Source organism: Methylobacterium sp. WL7, from assembly GCF_008040085.1.
In the GTDB taxonomy this organism is placed as follows: Bacteria; Pseudomonadota; Alphaproteobacteria; order Rhizobiales; family Beijerinckiaceae; genus Methylobacterium; species Methylobacterium mesophilicum.
This window is the reverse complement of sequence record NZ_VRVG01000001.1, coordinates 48,132-63,647: the sequence shown is the minus strand read 5'-3', so window position 1 is coordinate 63,647 and position 15,516 is coordinate 48,132. Positions and strand designations below refer to the sequence as shown.

Here is a 15,516-nt window from a genome sequence, read left to right as displayed (position 1 = left end):
GAAACTATGGTGCGCCCGCTTGATGGGGGCGTCCAGCCGGTTTCAGATCCTCCCGCCCTGTGAGTTTCAGCCGTGAGCGGCGACGATTCCAGGGATGGGAAAGAGGCCGCGGGAACGCCGACGGACAGCGAACTCTCCGCGAGGCTCAGACGTCTCGAGACGCAGATCGAACGGAAGCGTCCGCAGGCCGCTCCCGATCCTTCCTTGCGGCCTCGGGGTACCGGGCCCTCCTCGCTCGGTCAGGCCATGACGATCTCCACGGAGTTCGTCGCGGGGGTGATCGCGGGGGGCATACTCGGCTGGATCGTCGATCATGTCTTCGGGACGAAACCCTGGGGCCTGATCGTCCTCCTCATGCTGGGGTTCGTGGCGGGGATCTACAACGTGATGCGGGTGTCTGGTTTTGCCGGCGCGCGTCCCGGACGAGACGATCGGCAAGAGCCATAAGGCGCGCCGGTCGATAGGGGTTTGAGGCGATCGACGCTGTCGATGCGCCGGATCAAGAGGGGCGGAAGCGGGAATGGCGGTCACGATCGACCCGATCCATCAGTTCGAGCTGAAGCCGCTCGTATCGCTCGGCCATATCGGCCATCAGCAACTCGCGTTCACGCAATCCGCCCTGTACATGTTCGCCGCCGTCGGCGTGATCGCCCTGATCACGATCGTGGCGACGGCGTCGCGCTCGGTGGTGCCGGGGCGGATGCAGTCGCTGGCCGAGATCTTCTACGAGTTCATCGCCGACACGGTGCACCAGGCGACCGGCGACGGCGGCAAGCGGTTCATGCCGCTGGTCTTCTCCCTGTTCATGTTCGTGCTGATCCTGAACCTGTTCGGGATGATCCCGTACGCGTTCGCGGTGACCAGCCACCTGATCATCACCTTCGGCCTCGCCGCCCTGGTGATCTCGGTCGTGGTGATCTTCGGCGTCATGAAGCACGGCACCCACTTCTTCGGCCTGTTCGTGCCGTCGGGCGTGCCGAAGCCGCTGCTTGCGATCTTGGTGCCGATCGAGATCATCTCGTTCATCTCGCGGCCGATCAGCCTGTCGGTGCGTCTGTTCGCGAACGTGCTCGCCGGCCACATCGCGATGAAGATCTTCGCGTTCTTCGTGGTCCAGCTTCTTCTCGCGGGTGCCTGGAGCGTGCTATCGCCGCTTCCGCTGTTCCTGACGATCGCGCTGACCGCTCTCGAGTTCCTCGTTGCGGCGCTTCAGGCCTACGTCTTCGCGACGCTGACGGCGATCTACCTCAACGACGCTCTCCACCCCGGCCACTAGGCGCACGCCCCGGCCGCTCAGCTTCACCCCGGCCTCCGGACTTGGCCGGCTCCACCCGCCGCGAACGTCACCGCACGTTTCGATCTGAAGAGACCTCAGGAGTTATCATGGATCCCGTCGCTGCGAAGTACATCGGCGCCGGCCTCGCCTGCCTTGGCATGGCGGGTGCAGGCATCGGCCTCGGCAACCTGTTCGGTCAGTTCCTCGCCGGCGCCCTTCGCAACCCCTCCGCGGCCGACGGCCAGCGCGCCACGCTGCTCCTGGGCTTCGCCCTGACCGAGGCGCTGGGCATCTTCTCGCTGCTCATCGCGCTGCTGCTGCTCTTCGCCGTCTGATCGACGCGCTCGGAGGCCGCGGACGCCGCGGCCTCCACCGGGCTCTCACCGCCCGACCAACGGGTGGGCGCTTCGCGAACGAGGCGTCCGCCTTCTTCCGTCACCGCGTCGGCGGTGACCTGTGCGAACGGTGTCAGTGTAGCGGTCTCATGGCGCAGCCGAATCCCCTCACCACGCCGCCCCCGGGCGCCGACACGCAGCTCGTGCCCGGCCATGTCGAGCACACGGAAGCGCATAGCGGCGCCTTCCCGCCCTTCGAGACCTCCGGGTTCCTGTCGCAGCTGATCTGGCTCGCGCTGGCCTTCGGTCTCCTCTACTACCTGATGGACAAGGTCGCGCTGCCGCGGATCCAGGCGATCCTGCACGCCCGCGCAGAGCGCCTGCGGACCGATCTCGATCAGGCCCAGGCCATGAAGTCCGAGGCCGATGCCGCCGGACTGGCCTATGAGACCGCGCTCCGCGATGCGCAGGGCAAGGCCCGCGACATCGCCCAGACCACCCGGAACGAGCTGGCCGCCGAGGCCGATGCCAAGCGCAAGGCGCTCGAAGCCGACCTGAACACGAAGCTCTCGTCCGCCGAGGCGACGATCCGCACGCGGACCGAGGCTGCGATGGGCAACGTCCGCAGCATCGCCGGCGAGACCGCGGCAGCGATCGTGGAGCGCCTGACGGGCCAGGCGCCCGATCCGGCGACCCTCGACCGCGCCCTCGACGCCACCGCACACTGAACGGGAACCCACGATGCTGCTCGAAGCCGAATTCTGGGTCGCCGTCGCGTTCGTCATCTTCATGGGGATCGCCTGGAAGGCCGGTGCCTTCGCGACCATGACCAAGGGCCTCGACGGTCGCGCGACCCGCGTCCGTCACGAGCTCGACGAGGCCAAGCGCCTGCGCGAGGAGGCCGCGACCGTGCTGGCCGACTACAAGCGCCGCCGCGCCGAGGCCGAGAAGGAAGCCGAGTCGATCATCGCCGGCGCCCGCGAGGAGGCCAAGCGCGCCGCCGAGGAAGGCCATCGCAAGCTGGACGACTTCCTGGCCCGGCGCACCAAGGCCGCCGAGACCAAGATCGCACAGGCCGAGGTCCAGGCCGAGGCCCAGGTTCGGGCGGCCGCTGCCGATGCGGCCGTGAAGGTCTCCGAGACGATCCTGCGCGAGCGCATGCAGGGCGACGCGGCGCAGGGCCTGATCCGCTCCAGCCTCGGCGAGGTCCGGACCCGCCTGCGGTCCTGATCCCGGCGGACATCCCGCGCCGACGAGAAGCCGCCTCCGGGCGGCTTTTTTCGTTCGGATGCCCCGGGTGCCCTTTCGTGGCTGCCACCCGGCCCTGTCGTCGGGGTGGCGGGGTCGTCATGGCGTGCGGACGATCCGGAGCGTCGCCGGGAGCACGTAGGGCGAGCCCGGCAGGTGCGCGCCGTCACCCTCACGCCGCACGCTGATCGCGTGATCCTGGCGCGGAGAGAGCAGCCCGACCGGGAGGTCCAGCGCGAAACCGCATCGGCCCGTGCCGATGCCTTCGACGGCGAGGTCCTCGCGGAACAGGTCGGCCCGGCAGCGACCGAGGACGCGCCGCTCGACCGCCACCAGGATCGCAACCGGAACGTCCGGAGCATCCGTCTCCCACGCCCAGCCGACGATGCGGCGATGGCTGAGCACGTCGATACTACCGCGCATCGTCATGATGTCGCTTTCCGGCGTCAGGCGACCTGCGCCCGGCTCCATTCACCCGTTGCGTCGAGCCGCATGGCGCCGATCACGGCTCCGTCGGCCGAGCGGCGCACCGACACGGTATGGGAGACGCCGACCGCGAGCGGCACGTCCAGACCCAGGTCGAACCCGTGCCGCCCTCCGCCGATCCCGGCCGCGCCGAGATCGGGCCGGTCGATCTCCGCGAGCATCATGGCGACCACGACGCCGTCCACGAGGACGTCCAGGCAGACCGGTCCGCTCGGATGCGCGGTATCCTGGGCCCAGCCGGCGACGCGCAGGTCGCCGTTGCGGATCTCGCACACATCCAGGCTGCCGCGGATGTCGCCGAAGCCCGGCTCATCCACCGACAGGCCGGCCCGCTGGATCAGACGGCGGACGAGCGCCTTCAGGAACGGACCGTCCTCCACGCGCTCGGCATAGGCCGCGGGCGCCGGGCGCATTCCCGGCCGGCCCGTGCCGCCGTCGAAACGCGCGCGCAGGCCGGCTGCAGGGAAGAAACTCTCGGCCGGTGCGGCTTCGGCCAGCAGCATGTCGTGCGCGTCGAGTTCGATATGCCAGTAGGTCAGGTCGGCCACCGCCTCACCGCGCGTGATGGACCGGCCGTTGACGAGATGACCGGCGGCGACGAGCAGGCCGTGCAGATGGAGCGCATGGTCCGGCGAGACCCAGAGGTCCCGGATGGGTACGCCGTCTGCGAGGGCACCGGCCTTGATCCGGACAGGCCAGTCCGCTCGCGGCGCGGTGGCGCCGGAGTAGCGGCGCGTGCCGATCCATCGGATCGGTCGCAGCTGCCCCGAGGCGGTCACGACCTGCTGACCGACCCGTAGATCCTCGACTGCAACCTCGCCGTGTTCTGTGAGGATGCGGGTGCCGGTGCAGTAGCACGGCGCCGGAGTGTTTGATGGCGGCGATCCGGGCGTGGCCTCCGCGCCGGCCGGCGCCGCGGCCGCACCTGTCGCGGGCGATGATGTCGCCGCGCCGGATGTCGGCGGCGACGCTGGAAGACCCGAGACCGATGTCGGCGACGATGCTGCGGGACCCGAGAGGGATGACGACGCGGCTGCCCCTCCCCTGATGGGTGACGACCCGACCCCTGTCGTGGAGCCCGAACGGGCGGCGGTGGAGCCGTAGAGGCCAGGATCGTACCCATCCGGAGACGAAACCCGGCCCTGTGGGACCGCGACCGCGTTCGTGCTGTTGGAGTAGACCCGGATGTAGTCGATGGTCGATGTGATCGGGCTTCCCGTGGCGGTCCCTTCGCTCCGGACCGCTAGGTCGGCGATCAGGTACATCGGGCTGTGCAGGTCCGACGGCGTGATCTGCGATCCGGTCAGCTGGCCGTCGACATAGAAGCTGATCTTGTCCGCCTGCCAATTCATTCCGTAGGTGTGATAGCCGGACGGATTGTTCAGACCGGTGACGACTTGCCGATTGGTCTGCCAGGGTATGCCGTTCTGCGGATCGGTCGTGTGGATCGTGCTGTAGACGCTCCGGTCGTCGTTGCCGTAATGCTCGACGACGTCCAGTTCCTGGTGACCATTGGTGGCGCTCGATTGCGGGCTCTGCTGGTTCGGCAGCAGCCAGAACGCATCCCACGCGTTCGAATCGTTCGAGAAGTCGGCCCGGATCTCGAAGTAGCCGTAGGTCTGCGAGAAGTTGCTCTGCGTGGTGATCAGCCCCGATTCCCAGCTTCCGGGATAGCCGTACGGGGTCCGGTCCGGCACCGCCGTGATCGACAGCGTCCCGTTCTGGACGCTGAACGGATCGTAGCCCGAGGACGGATCGACGAAGGACGAACGCCCGAACCCGATATCGGACCTGTCATCGGTCGTCCGCCACTCGGCACGCGTGTCGGCGTAGGTCGTTCCGACACCGGTCCGGGAGATGCTGCGGTTATTGAACTCGTCGTCGAACGTCAGCCGATAGCCGGTGAGATCAACCATTCAGGCCGCCCCTTTTAGGCAGGTTGTCCGCTATTGAACGCTTTTTCTGGCGTTTAGCATTGGTCATTAACAATGATCAAATGGTAAACAAGGCGTTACACGGCGTCTCCCGGGCGGCGATGAGGGACGTCTGACGCCGGGCCGCATTTCGATCGGGGATCGGCGTCGGTGGGGCTATTCCGGATCGCCGCGCAACGGTCCCGATGCCAGGCGGCGACAGCGTGTTCGGTGGGTCTACGCCCGCATTCTCCCGTCGACCGATCCATTCCCGCGGAGGCGGCGGACGGCACAGTATGTCCGGACAGCGGGTCGCGAACATCGCTGCCGGCACTGCGTTCACCGGGAACGAGAATTCCGGGAGACGGCATGGCGGACAAGGCGCGGATCGTGATCGTCGGTGGTGGGGTTGCAGGGATCGAGGTGGCCACCAGCCTCGGCCGCGGTGGCAAAGCCGAAATCGTGCTGGCCGATCGCAGCCTGTCCCATGTCTGGAAGCCGATGCTGCATACCTTCGCCGCCGGCACCGCCCGGCCCGATCGGCAGAAGGTCGACTTCTTCGCGCAGGCGCGCCGGAACGGCTTCCGGTTCCAACCCGGGACCCTCATCGGGATCGACCGTTCGGCCCGCCGGGTGCGGCTCTCAGTCGAGGCGGCGCAGGGACGGCCGGAAGCCGACCTCGACTACGATCTCCTGATCCTCGCCATCGGCAGCAGGGCCAACGACTTCGGAACGCCGGGCGTCGCCGAGCACTGCTTGACCATCGATGACCTCACCGAGGCTGAATCGTTCCACCGGCACCTGCGGCGCCACCTGCTGGCCCGGCTCGACAGTCCCGATCGGCTCGAGATCGCCATCGTCGGCGGCGGCGCCACCGGCGTCGAACTGGCCGCTGAGCTGAAGCACGCCATCAACCTGGCCTCGGATTACGGCTCTCCCGACCTGCCGCGCCGGCTGCGCCTGACCCTCATCGAGAGCGGTCCGCGCCTCCTGCCGGCTTTCCCGGAGCGGGTCTCCCGGGCGACCGCTCGCACCTTGTCCGACCTCGCCGTTGAGGTGCGGACCGGCGCCATGGTGACGGGCGCGGACGCGTCGGGCTTCACCCTGAAGGATGGCAGCCGCATCTCGGCCGGGTTGAAGGTCTGGGCCGCCGGCGTGAAGGCTCCGGACGTGCTCAGCACCGTCGAGGGGCTGGAGCGGTCGCGGACCGGCCAGCTCACGGTCGGTGACGACTTGCGCACGGCCCGGGACCCGGCGATCGTCGTGCTCGGGGACTGCGCCAGCCTCGTTGACAGCAAGACCGGCAAACCGGTCCCGGCCACGGCCCAGGCGGCGCGGCAGCAGGCTCAACACCTCGCGCTGCATCTCGGTCGGGCGCTGGCCCGGGGCGACACGGTCGCGGCGGACCTGCCGCCGTTCCAGTATGTCGAGAAGGGCGCCATCGTCTCGCTGGCCGATTTCAACGGGTGGGGCACCCTCGGGCGCTACACGTTCGGGGGCGGCCGCCTGAACGGCCTCTCGGCCCGGCTCACGCACGATCTGCTGTACCGGCAGCACCAGATCGGCCTGTACGGCCCGCTGCGCGGGACGATGACCTGGATCCTCGACGACCTCGATCACCTGATCAGCCCGCCGGTGAGCCTCGATTAGCCTCCGCGCGCAAGTGGATATCGGCTCGGCGTGAGTGCGCGCGTCCGGTCAGTCGGGGCGCTCGCCCTCGACCTCCTTGGTCTCCTCCACCTGCGGGGCGACCTGGCCGTAGTTCAGCACCGCCACCAGGGTGACGCCGCCGATGACGTTGCCGAGCAGCGTCGGCAGGAAGAACCGGTACCCGTAATCCTCGAGCGAGGCCGCGCCGGTGATCAGCAGGTAGAACGCCTCCACGGAGCCGGCGACGATGTGGGCGAGCCCGCACAGCGAGACCAGCCAGGTCATCAGCAGGATCACGAACGGCGCCGCGCTGCCCGTGGCGGGCAGGAACCAGACCATCAGGGCGATCATCCAGCCGGCGAACACCGCCTTCACGAAGGTGGACCAGAACCCGTGCGCGATGGCGTCGTGGCTGATCTCCGCGAAGGCCTTGAGCACCGGCGGCTCGAACGCGCCAGCGTTGGCGAGCACCGCGGCGATGGCCAGCGTCCCGAGGATATTGCCGCACAGGACGATCAGCCAGAGCCGCACCACCCGGAACGCCGTCTTCACCGTCCGGTCGTGCAGCAGCGGCAGGATCGGCGTGATGGTGTTCTCGGTGAACAGCTGCTGGCGCCCCAGCACGACGACCAGGAAGCCCACGGCGTAGCCCATCGTGGTGACGATCTTGGCCCAGTCGGCCTCGGGCAGGTGGCTCTTGAGTACGCCCGGCACGATCAGCGACAGCGCGATGCTGAGTCCCGCCGCGAAGGCGGAGAGGAACAGGGCGATGCCGTGGCGGCGCAACTCCTCGTCGCCCTCCAGCCGGATCACCTCGTGAAGCACGTAGGCATCCGGGCGGCCGATCTCGGAGACCTCCTTCAGCAGTTCGTCCCGCCGCGCCTCCTTGTCGGCCCGGTCCCTCTGATCCTGGATCATCCGTTCAGCTCCCTGACGCCACGCGACCGAACGTGAGAGAGTCAGGTCGTGAGCCGCGCCACGAGCGCTTCGACCACCGCCTTCGCCTCCGCCAGGGCCTGCGCATCCCGGCTGCGCACGACGATCCGGTTGCGGAACCCCTCCGGCGTCAGCGCCGGGTAGGAGCCGATCGACACGGCCGGCCGGGCCCTGGCGATCTCGCCGAGTTCGCCTGCGTATTGGCCTTCGGGGAGCCCGACGGCCTCGATGGTCTCGGAGATCATCGCGGCACCGCCCTTGAGGGTCGGCGCGACGGCATCGAGCATGGCCTGCATGATGCTCGGCACCCCGGCCATGACGTGGACGTTGCCGATGCGGAAGCCCGGGGCCTTCGACACCGCGTTGGGGATCAGGTCGGCGCCGAACGGGATCCGCGCCATGCGCAGGCGGGCCTCGTTCAGGTCCTCGGGCTTGTGACGCTCCAGCAGCATCGCCCGCGCCCGCTCGTCGATGTCTATGCCGACCCCGAACGCCTGGGCGACGCAATCGGCTGTGATGTCGTCGTGGGTCGGGCCGATCCCCCCGGTGGTGAACAGGTAAGTGTAGCGCGCCCGCAGGGCGTTCACCGCCTCCACGATCATCGCGGCCTCGTCGGGCACGATCCGCACCTCCCGCAGGTCGATCCCGGCGGCGGTGAGGAAATCGGCGATGGTGCCGATGTTCTTGTCCTTGGTACGCCCCGATAGGATCTCGTCGCCGATGACGAGGATCGCGGCCGTGATCGGATCGGAAGGCTGGTCCATGGAACTCTGTCGGCGAGGAGCAGGTCGAGGCCGGATCGCGGTCCGGCCGACGGTATCCCGCGCGCAACGGTCTCGCCGCCGCAGCGGTGACACCTTTGACGGTGGATGCTCTGCAGATAGCGCGGCCGCCGGCCCGGACCACACGAACCCGGAGATATCCCCCGATGCTGTTCGCCGCGCCGCTCGCGCCCGGTCTGCTGGTGCAGCGCTACAAGCGCTTCCTCGCCGACATCGAAACCGCGGACGGCCTCGTCACCGCGCACTGCCCCAATCCCGGTGCGATGCTCGGCCTCAACGAGCCGGGTCGGCCGGTCCTGCTCTCCCGCTCGAGCAATCCCGCGCGTAAGTTGCCGCTGACCTGGGAGTTGGTGGAGGCCGACCTGCCGGGCGGCCCGCAATGGGTCGGCATCAACACCCTGCGCCCGAACGCCCTGGTGGCCGAGGCGTTTCGCGCCGGCGGGATCGCGGCGCTCGCCGGGCACGATGTCTTCCGTCCGGAGGTCCGCTACGCGAAGGCCAGCCGCGTCGATTTCCTCGCGAGCGGCGCAGGCAGCGGGCCGTGCCACGTGGAGGTCAAGAACTGCCACCTGATGCGCCGGGCGGGCCTCGTGGAATTCCCGGATTGCGTCGCCGCCCGCAGCGCCCGGCACATGCGCGACCTGGCCCAGGTGGTCGTGGATGGCGGCCGGGCGATGGTGATCATCGTGGTGCAGATGCACGCGGAGGCGTTCGACGTCGCCCGGGACATCGACCCGGCCTTCGACCGGGCGTTCCGCGACGCCCGCGCGGCCGGCGTCGCAATGCATGCCTACCGCTGCGCGGTGAGCCCCGCGGGGGTCGCCCTGACCGACGAGATCCCGGTGATCACGCCGCCCTGACGGGCGCCTGTCGCTCGAACATCAGGTTCAATCGAGAGCGCGAGATCTCGCGATAGCCGAATCTCTCCAAGTGCGTGGGCAGGTCGATCTGCCACTGGCCGGTGCCGTTCTCGATCAGCAGGATGCGGGGGAGCAGCGCCTCCGGCGCCTCGCGCAGGAACGGCTCCAGGATCAGGTCTTCTGCGCCTTCCACGTCGAGCTTGATGGCGTCGACGCGGGTCAGGCCTTCGGCTCGCAGGAGGTCGAGGAGCGGCACCGCCGGCACGGTGATCCGGGCGCCCTCGTTGGTGCCGACGATCCGCAGGCTCGACTCGCCGCGGTTGCGCGGGTCGATGAACAGGGTCAGCTCGCCGGCCTTGTCGGCCACCGCGCAGGCGACCGCCTTGACGGTGTGGAACGGGTTCTGGGCGATGTTGTAGGTGAGACGCTCGAACACGTCGGGCTGCGGCTCGACCGCGACGATCCGGGCGGCCGGCCCCGAGAACGCCGCGACGCACAGGGCGTAGGCGCCGATATTGGCGCCGATATCTAGGAAGACGCAGTCCTTCGGCAGGCGCTCCTGCAGCAGCGCACGCTCCTGCGGATCGAAGAATTGCGGCGTGAACAGCACCTTCTTCTCGCAGTTGTTGTTGTAGGGGTGCAGCCGCATCCGGGCCCCGTAGCGGGTCACGTCGAGGGGCTTGCCGCCCAGCCGCGAGATCGCGATCCGGCGCAGGAACAGCGCCAGGCGCCGCCCATACCAGGACTCGGCCGGGATCCGGTTGGTCCGGCGGGTGATCGCCGCCACGAGGCCGGCCGGTTCGTAGGTGCCGTAGGGCTTGGGATCGGTCATAACCGGGGCGGTGTGCCAGCCGGCGCCCGCCCCCGCAAGCGGAGCGATCCGCGTTGCCCCCGCGCGGCCCTGTGGTCTAAGCGGAGGCCGAGCTTGGACGGCACGGGTTGCACGGCATGGATTCCTTCGATTCGGACGGCGTGCGGATCGCCTATATCGACGTCCCGCCGGCGGAGGGGGCCGGCACGCCGATCCTGCTGATCCATGGTTTCGCCTCCAACCACGCGGTCAACTGGGTCAACACCCAGTGGGTGCGCGCGCTGACGCAGGCCGGATATCGGGCGATCGCCCTGGACAATCGCGGGCACGGCGAGAGCCAGAAGCTCTACGACCCGGCGGAGTACAGTTCCGAGGCCATGGCGGGCGACGCGATACGGCTGCTCGACCATCTCGGCCTCGAGCGCGCGCACGTGATGGGCTACTCGATGGGCGGACGGATCACCGCCCACATCGCTCTCGACCATGCCGACCGGGTCCGGTCCGCGTTGATCGGCGGGCTCGGCATGCACCTCGTCGAGGGCAAGGGCTTGCCGTCCGGGATCTCCGAGGCGCTGGAGGCGCCCCCCGGCACACCCGCTCCGAACCCGACCGCCGCGGCGTTCCGCACCTTCGCCGAACAGACCCGGAGCGACCTGCGCGCGCTCGCGGCCTGCATGCGCGGCTCGCGCCAGACGCTGAGCCGGGCAGAACTCTCCCAGATCGAGGTGCCGGTGCTGGTCTCGGTCGGCACCCTCGATACGGTGGCGGGCTCCGGCCCGGCCCTGGCCGCCCTGATCCCAGACGCACGCGCTCTGGAGATCGAGGGCAAGGACCACTCCACCGCCGTGGGCGCCAAGCCGCACCGGGACGGCGTGTTGGCGTTCCTCGCCGCGCAGCCCTGAAATCAGCTCTTCAGGCGGTAGCCGGTGCGAAAGATGTAGGTGACGAGGCCGAGGCAGATCACCAGGAACAGCATCGTCATCCCGAGGCTGATCGCGATGCTGACATCGGCCTTGCCGAAGAACGCCCAGCGGAAGGCGCTGATCAGGTAGACCACCGGGTTGACGAGGCTCACGGCGTGCCAGAACGGCGGCAGCATGTCGATGGCGTAGAAGCTGCCGCCCAGGAACGTCAGGGGCGTCACCACGAGGAGCGGCACCAGCTGCAGCTTCTCGAAGCCGTCCGCCCAGAGCCCGATGACGAAGCCGAACAGGCTGAACGTCACCGCGGTGAGCAGCAGGAAGGCGATCATCCAGACCGGATGGTCGATCCGCAGCGGCACGAACATCGCCGAGGTCGCCAGGATGATCAGGCCGATCAGGATCGACTTGGACGCCGCCGCGCCGACGAAGCCCAGCACCACCTCCAGCGGCGAGATCGGGGCCGAAAGGATCTCGTAGATCGTGCCGGCGAAGCGCGGGAAGTAGATGCCGAACGAGGCGTTCGAGATGCTCTGCGTCAGCAGCGAGAGCATGATCAGTCCGGGCACGATGAACAGCCCGTAGGGCACGTCGTCCACCGCCGAGACCCGCGAGCCGATCGCGGCCCCGAACACCACGAAGTACAGGGTCGTCGAGATCACCGGGGCCAGGATGCTCTGCCCGGCGGTGCGCCAGAAGCGGCCCATCTCGAAGCGGTAGATGGCGCGGACCGCCGGCCAGTTCATGCTCATGGTCGCGCTCATATCCGTGCCTCTCCCTCGCGCACCAAGCCGACGAAGATGTCCTCCAGGGAACTCTGCTCCGTATGGAGGTCGCTGAACCGGATGCCGGCAGCGGCGAGACCGGTGAGCAGGCCGGTGATCCCGGTCCGCTCCGCGCGGGTGTCGTAGGTGTAGACAAGTTCACGGCCGTCGCCGGCGAGCGCCAGCTCGTACTCTGCCAGCTCGGGCGGGACCGTGGTGATCGGCGTCTGGAGCTGGAGGGTCAGCTGCTTGCGCCCGAGCTTGTGCATCAGCGCGGCCTTCTCCTCGACCAGGATGATCTGGCCCCGTCGGATCACGCCGATCCGGTCGGCCATCTCCTCCGCCTCCTCGATGTAGTGGGTGGTCAGGATCACGGTGACGCCCTGCTCGCGCAGGTCGCGCACGAGCCGCCACATGTCCTGGCGCAGTTCCACGTCCACCCCGGCCGTCGGCTCGTCGAGGAACAGCACCCGGGGTTCGTGCGAGAGGGCCTTCGCGATCAGAACCCGGCGCTTCATCCCGCCCGACAAGGTCATCAGGCGGCTGTCGCGCTTGTCCCAGAGGGACAGGGCCCGCAGGATCCGCTCGATATGGCCGGGATCGGGCTGCAGCCCGAACAGGCCGCGGGAGAAGCTCACGGTGTTCAGCACCGTCTCGAAGGCGTCGGTGGTCAGTTCCTGCGGGACGAGCCCGATCGCCCGGCGCGCGGCGCGGTAATCCACGGCGATGTCGTGGCCGTCGACCACCACCGTTCCGGAACTCGCGGTGACGATGCCGCAGACGATATTGATCAATGTCGACTTGCCGGCCCCGTTCGGGCCCAGCAGCGCGAAGATCTCGCCCCGCTCGATGGCGAGGTCGATACCGCTCAAGGCGGTGAAGCCGGACTGATAGGTTTTCGACAGCTTCGAGATGGAGATGATCGGCATCGGGGCCTGAAAGGAATGCGGGGCAGCGTGCGCCGGCGACCGCCGGCTCGGCTCGGGGCCCGTCTGCCGACGCCGTCGCGACGTTCCGCACGGCCTGCCGATCCGGTGGGCCTCTGGCGGAAGCGGCCGCCCCTATAGCACGGGGTCTGTACTGTTCTCACGCTGCCGAGGTGCGCAAGCGCACAGCGGGACCGGCCCTACTCCTGAGCGTCGGCGCAGCGGGAGACCAGCGCCAGGCATTGTCGCCGGGCCTCCGGATCGCGGATGCGCGAGAAGGTCGCCAGGATCGCGACGCACTCGGCCGCCGTCGGGCCCTCATCGCCTTGCGAAGTGCGGCGGCGAAAGAGCGATACCGGAAGGTCCAGGGTATCGGCGATGTATCGGAGGAGCTGAGCCCGCTCGTCGAGCCGCTCTGCGGCTTCGGAGGATTCGAAGGCTCCTGGCGTGGTCATCGTGCGGTCCAGCTTAAACGGCAGCCGAGCAGGGGTCTGCGCACCTCGAAAGGCCGACGCCGCTCGGGACGGAATTCGACCCGACCATTCATGAGTTTTCGCGACGCTGCAATCAACCGTTACGCTTCTCGGTAGTCACATGGACCGGAGACGCAGGATTGGTTTTGAGCCGGCCGGTAACGACCGGCTGCGGAGATTGAATACCGCGGTCGATTGAATTGCGCGCCGTCGCCGCTCTTGCATGCCGAAACGCACCGCCGATCGCGAAGATCAGTAGAGGCGTGCTCCCGCTGAGGTGCGGCTGTCGATCCCGGGGCGCGGGTTCGCGTGCGGCTGCTGACGCGCCTACGACGAGCCTATCCACCGTGCCGGAGCAAGACGAGCGCGGCCAGTCCGACCAGCGTCGCGAGGCCGAGCATCCTGCGCCACGGGTTGACGCCGCGGACGAGCTCATCGACCGCCCACCAGCCCAGGGCGACATCGGCGCCGATGGCGAGCCAAGACCCCAGGGGCTCGGCGCCGCTTGCCAGCCATGCCGCCAGCGTCAGCGCGAGGAACAGCCAGAGCGGCAGGTTCGGCCATTGCGCAATCGTGATGGCGCCGGTCTGCCGGTCCCGGAATAGCCAGTCGCGCACCCGCAGGAGGGGACTGGTCGATGGCTGCATCATGGTCCGGCGCCCTTCCTGTTGCCGCGCTATCGTGCGGCGGCGCACCGCCGGCCGGCCGAAGCCCCGTTAAGACGAACTCACCAGGCCGGATCGATATTAACCGATTATCAACCTTACTAAATGGAAAGCGCAGACCAATCCCTAACAGTTCCTGAAACGACTCGCGAAACAGTCGTTAATCAGACGATAATGCATCATCGGAACGGCGACGAACCGCATCAAGAGGACGGATCCACCATGAGCACTCGCTTCGAAGACCTGAAGTTCATGCTCCTCCTCAGCGCCGTCACGCTGCTCGGCAGCGGCCTGGACGTCATCCTGCGCTGATCGAGGCCGCCACCATCCCGCCCATCTCCGTCGAACCGTGTCGCGCGAAGGCACGGCCCAGGGCGGACCGGGCCGCGGATTCCCGAGGTCGCCCGTCATCGCGTCCCTGGGCGACCGGGACATTCACGACCCGGGGACCAGGGGAAAACCACAGCCTCTGCGAGACCGGAATGGGGCCTGTCACCGGGATCTGGCCGGAGAGTAGGAAGCTGCGCAATTCGGCGACCCGCGCCCTGCGCTCCGTGCGTATGACAAAGGCGGCCACCACGATCCCGCTTAGCCCGGCCACTTCGAGAAGCACCGCGGCCACGTAACCCGGACCCATCCATCACCACCCTGTGCGATTAGCGAAGCCGCCTGAACGGGCGGCCACCCATCCCAAGTGGGCAATCGTGGTTACCGAAATCTTAAAATCACCATCGATTGATAGACCGTTCGGGCATTTCTGCATGCGTTCGACAGTAGCGACCGAATTGTAGCTCGCCGACCAGTCGAGCGCTTCTTCCATCACAAGCGTCGGCGTGCAGGCCTATAGCGCTATCGACGCGTTCTTCGTCCCATCGGGCGCCGTCAACAATAGCAATATTCGTCGAGGTCGCTCATTTCGTGGCCGAGTCGCGCGATAGAAAGGCTTCGGCGCACAGGGGGACGGCGCATGTGGAGCATGCGCCGTCCCGATAGACTGCATCCGGGGGGCATCGGCCGTTCCGGGCGGCGCTACCACATGTCCAGGGCGACGCGGGCCTCGTCCGACATCCGGCTCTGATCCCACGGCGGATCGAACACCATCGTGACGGCGCACGATTGAATGCCCGGCACAGCGCTGACGGCGTTCTCGACCCAGCCCGGCATCTCGCCGGCTACGGGACAGCCGGGAGCGGTCAGAGTCATGTCGATCGCGACCTTCCGGTCGTCGCCGATATCGACCTTGTAGATCAGGCCGAGCTCGTAGATGTCCGCCGGGATCTCCGGATCGTAGACGGATTTCAGCGCGGCGACGATGTCGTCGGTCAGCCGGTCCAGCTCGGCCGGCGGAATCGCCGATGCGGCTTCGACCGCGGGGGCGTTCGCGCCGCCGGTGATTGTGGCGTCGGTGCTCATCGTTTCATTCTCCCCCGGGCCCGTCCAGACGGACCCGGTTTCCTCGCGGCACGCGCAT

19 protein-coding genes are annotated in these 15,516 nt (G+C 68.2%); 8 read left to right on the top strand and 11 right to left on the bottom strand.

Annotation, left to right across the window (positions count from 1 at the left end; genetic code table 11):
• Positions 1-72: 72 nt before the first annotated feature.
• The 5 genes from FV233_RS00370 (at position 73) to FV233_RS00350 (ending at position 2,841) form a co-directional block, all read left to right on the top strand.
• The gene (locus FV233_RS00370; protein ID WP_147852912.1) at positions 73-447 is read left to right on the top strand and encodes an AtpZ/AtpI family protein; all 375 of its coding nucleotides are present in this window, start codon (positions 73-75) and stop codon (positions 445-447) included.
• A 73-nt stretch (positions 448-520) separates the two neighbouring features.
• Positions 521-1,276 carry a F0F1 ATP synthase subunit A gene (locus FV233_RS00365; RefSeq protein WP_147852911.1) on the top strand — a complete coding sequence of 252 codons (756 nt, stop codon included), beginning with the start codon at positions 521-523 and terminating at the stop codon, positions 1,274-1,276.
• Positions 1,277-1,383: 107 nt separating this feature from the next.
• Positions 1,384-1,611 (top strand): F0F1 ATP synthase subunit C, encoded by a 228-nt coding sequence (locus tag FV233_RS00360; RefSeq protein WP_007566773.1) that lies wholly within the window; start codon positions 1,384-1,386, stop codon positions 1,609-1,611.
• A 149-nt stretch (positions 1,612-1,760) separates the two neighbouring features.
• Entirely contained in the window at positions 1,761-2,339 is a 579-nt protein-coding gene (locus tag FV233_RS00355) for a F0F1 ATP synthase subunit B' (protein WP_147852910.1), read from the top strand.
• Positions 2,340-2,355: 16 nt separating this feature from the next.
• On the top strand, positions 2,356-2,841 hold the full coding sequence (locus FV233_RS00350; protein WP_187277584.1) for an ATP F0F1 synthase subunit B: 486 nt from the start codon (positions 2,356-2,358) through the stop codon (positions 2,839-2,841).
• A 117-nt stretch (positions 2,842-2,958) separates the two neighbouring features.
• On the opposite strand, the gene FV233_RS00345 is transcribed toward FV233_RS00350, so the two are convergent.
• Together FV233_RS00345 and FV233_RS00340 are read right to left on the bottom strand one after the other, a co-directional pair.
• The gene (locus FV233_RS00345) at positions 2,959-3,282 is read right to left on the bottom strand and encodes a hypothetical protein (RefSeq protein WP_147852908.1); all 324 of its coding nucleotides are present in this window, start codon (positions 3,280-3,282) and stop codon (positions 2,959-2,961) included.
• A gap of 23 nt (positions 3,283-3,305) precedes the next feature.
• Positions 3,306-5,261 (bottom strand): Hint domain-containing protein, encoded by a 1,956-nt coding sequence (locus FV233_RS00340; RefSeq protein ID WP_147896288.1) that lies wholly within the window; start codon positions 5,259-5,261, stop codon positions 3,306-3,308.
• 366 nt (positions 5,262-5,627) lie between these two features.
• Between FV233_RS00340 and FV233_RS00335 the strand changes: the two genes are divergently transcribed.
• Positions 5,628-6,908 carry an NAD(P)/FAD-dependent oxidoreductase gene (locus FV233_RS00335; RefSeq protein WP_147896287.1) on the top strand — a complete coding sequence of 427 codons (1,281 nt, stop codon included), beginning with the start codon at positions 5,628-5,630 and terminating at the stop codon, positions 6,906-6,908.
• Between the two features lie 48 nt (positions 6,909-6,956).
• On the opposite strand, the gene FV233_RS00330 is transcribed toward FV233_RS00335, so the two are convergent.
• The gene (locus FV233_RS00330) at positions 6,957-7,826 is read right to left on the bottom strand and encodes a formate/nitrite transporter family protein (protein WP_147852905.1); all 870 of its coding nucleotides are present in this window, start codon (positions 7,824-7,826) and stop codon (positions 6,957-6,959) included.
• Between the two features lie 41 nt (positions 7,827-7,867).
• Positions 7,868-8,608 carry a molybdopterin-binding protein gene (locus tag FV233_RS00325; protein WP_147896286.1) on the bottom strand — a complete coding sequence of 247 codons (741 nt, stop codon included), beginning with the start codon at positions 8,606-8,608 and terminating at the stop codon, positions 7,868-7,870.
• 164 nt (positions 8,609-8,772) lie between these two features.
• Between FV233_RS00325 and sfsA the strand changes: the two genes are divergently transcribed.
• Complete coding sequence (gene sfsA / locus FV233_RS00320) at positions 8,773-9,486, top strand: DNA/RNA nuclease SfsA (RefSeq protein ID WP_147896285.1); 714 nt, start codon at positions 8,773-8,775, stop codon at positions 9,484-9,486.
• Here the strand turns inward: sfsA and FV233_RS00315 are convergent.
• The gene (locus FV233_RS00315) at positions 9,473-10,318 is read right to left on the bottom strand and encodes an FkbM family methyltransferase (RefSeq protein WP_147896284.1); all 846 of its coding nucleotides are present in this window, start codon (positions 10,316-10,318) and stop codon (positions 9,473-9,475) included. The two genes, sfsA and FV233_RS00315, sit on opposite strands and share 14 nt — an antisense overlap.
• A gap of 116 nt (positions 10,319-10,434) precedes the next feature.
• Between FV233_RS00315 and FV233_RS00310 the strand changes: the two genes are divergently transcribed.
• Entirely contained in the window at positions 10,435-11,199 is a 765-nt protein-coding gene (locus tag FV233_RS00310; RefSeq protein WP_147896283.1) for an alpha/beta fold hydrolase, read from the top strand.
• 2 nt (positions 11,200-11,201) lie between these two features.
• Here the strand turns inward: FV233_RS00310 and FV233_RS00305 are convergent, their stop codons facing one another.
• The 6 genes from FV233_RS00305 to FV233_RS00275 all read right to left on the bottom strand — a co-directional run bounded on the left by FV233_RS00305 (position 11,202) and on the right by FV233_RS00275 (position 15,458).
• A complete protein-coding gene (locus FV233_RS00305) occupies positions 11,202-11,963 on the bottom strand; it encodes an ABC transporter permease (protein ID WP_147896328.1) in 762 nt (253 codons plus the stop codon).
• Positions 11,964-11,977: 14 nt separating this feature from the next.
• On the bottom strand, positions 11,978-12,910 hold the full coding sequence (locus tag FV233_RS00300) for an ABC transporter ATP-binding protein (RefSeq protein WP_147896282.1): 933 nt from the start codon (positions 12,908-12,910) through the stop codon (positions 11,978-11,980).
• Positions 12,911-13,107: 197 nt separating this feature from the next.
• The gene (locus tag FV233_RS00295; RefSeq protein WP_147852899.1) at positions 13,108-13,362 is read right to left on the bottom strand and encodes a hypothetical protein; all 255 of its coding nucleotides are present in this window, start codon (positions 13,360-13,362) and stop codon (positions 13,108-13,110) included.
• Between the two features lie 356 nt (positions 13,363-13,718).
• A complete protein-coding gene (locus FV233_RS00290) occupies positions 13,719-14,030 on the bottom strand; it encodes a hypothetical protein (protein WP_147852898.1) in 312 nt (103 codons plus the stop codon).
• A 655-nt stretch (positions 14,031-14,685) separates the two neighbouring features.
• Positions 14,686-14,865 (bottom strand): hypothetical protein, encoded by a 180-nt coding sequence (locus tag FV233_RS00280; RefSeq protein ID WP_147896281.1) that lies wholly within the window; start codon positions 14,863-14,865, stop codon positions 14,686-14,688.
• A gap of 209 nt (positions 14,866-15,074) precedes the next feature.
• Complete coding sequence (locus FV233_RS00275) at positions 15,075-15,458, bottom strand: SUF system Fe-S cluster assembly protein (protein WP_147852895.1); 384 nt, start codon at positions 15,456-15,458, stop codon at positions 15,075-15,077.
• Positions 15,459-15,516: the final 58 nt, after the last annotated feature.

Excerpts from the sequence above, each read along its gene's own strand:
- FV233_RS00365 (WP_147852911.1), top strand. The coding sequence starts at position 521 with ATGGCGGTCACGATCGACCCGATCCATCAGTTCGAGCTGAAGCCGCTC.
- FV233_RS00360 (WP_007566773.1), top strand. The coding sequence starts at position 1,384 with ATGGATCCCGTCGCTGCGAAGTACATCGGCGCCGGCCTCGCCTGCCTT.
- FV233_RS00355 (WP_147852910.1), top strand. The coding sequence starts at position 1,761 with ATGGCGCAGCCGAATCCCCTCACCACGCCGCCCCCGGGCGCCGACACG.
- FV233_RS00345 (WP_147852908.1), bottom strand. The coding sequence starts at position 3,282 with ATGCGCGGTAGTATCGACGTGCTCAGCCATCGCCGCATCGTCGGCTGG.
- FV233_RS00340 (WP_147896288.1), bottom strand. The coding sequence starts at position 5,261 with ATGGTTGATCTCACCGGCTATCGGCTGACGTTCGACGACGAGTTCAAT.
- FV233_RS00335 (WP_147896287.1), top strand. The coding sequence starts at position 5,628 with ATGGCGGACAAGGCGCGGATCGTGATCGTCGGTGGTGGGGTTGCAGGG.
- FV233_RS00330 (WP_147852905.1), bottom strand. The coding sequence starts at position 7,826 with ATGATCCAGGATCAGAGGGACCGGGCCGACAAGGAGGCGCGGCGGGAC.
- FV233_RS00325 (WP_147896286.1), bottom strand. The coding sequence starts at position 8,608 with ATGGACCAGCCTTCCGATCCGATCACGGCCGCGATCCTCGTCATCGGC.
- sfsA (WP_147896285.1), top strand. The coding sequence starts at position 8,773 with ATGCTGTTCGCCGCGCCGCTCGCGCCCGGTCTGCTGGTGCAGCGCTAC.
- FV233_RS00315 (WP_147896284.1), bottom strand. The coding sequence starts at position 10,318 with ATGACCGATCCCAAGCCCTACGGCACCTACGAACCGGCCGGCCTCGTG.
- FV233_RS00310 (WP_147896283.1), top strand. The coding sequence starts at position 10,435 with ATGGATTCCTTCGATTCGGACGGCGTGCGGATCGCCTATATCGACGTC.
- FV233_RS00305 (WP_147896328.1), bottom strand. The coding sequence starts at position 11,963 with ATGAACTGGCCGGCGGTCCGCGCCATCTACCGCTTCGAGATGGGCCGC.
- FV233_RS00300 (WP_147896282.1), bottom strand. The coding sequence starts at position 12,910 with ATGCCGATCATCTCCATCTCGAAGCTGTCGAAAACCTATCAGTCCGGC.
- FV233_RS00295 (WP_147852899.1), bottom strand. The coding sequence starts at position 13,362 with ATGACCACGCCAGGAGCCTTCGAATCCTCCGAAGCCGCAGAGCGGCTC.
- FV233_RS00290 (WP_147852898.1), bottom strand. The coding sequence starts at position 14,030 with ATGATGCAGCCATCGACCAGTCCCCTCCTGCGGGTGCGCGACTGGCTA.
- FV233_RS00280 (WP_147896281.1), bottom strand. The coding sequence starts at position 14,865 with ATGGAAGAAGCGCTCGACTGGTCGGCGAGCTACAATTCGGTCGCTACT.
- FV233_RS00275 (WP_147852895.1), bottom strand. The coding sequence starts at position 15,458 with ATGAGCACCGACGCCACAATCACCGGCGGCGCGAACGCCCCCGCGGTC.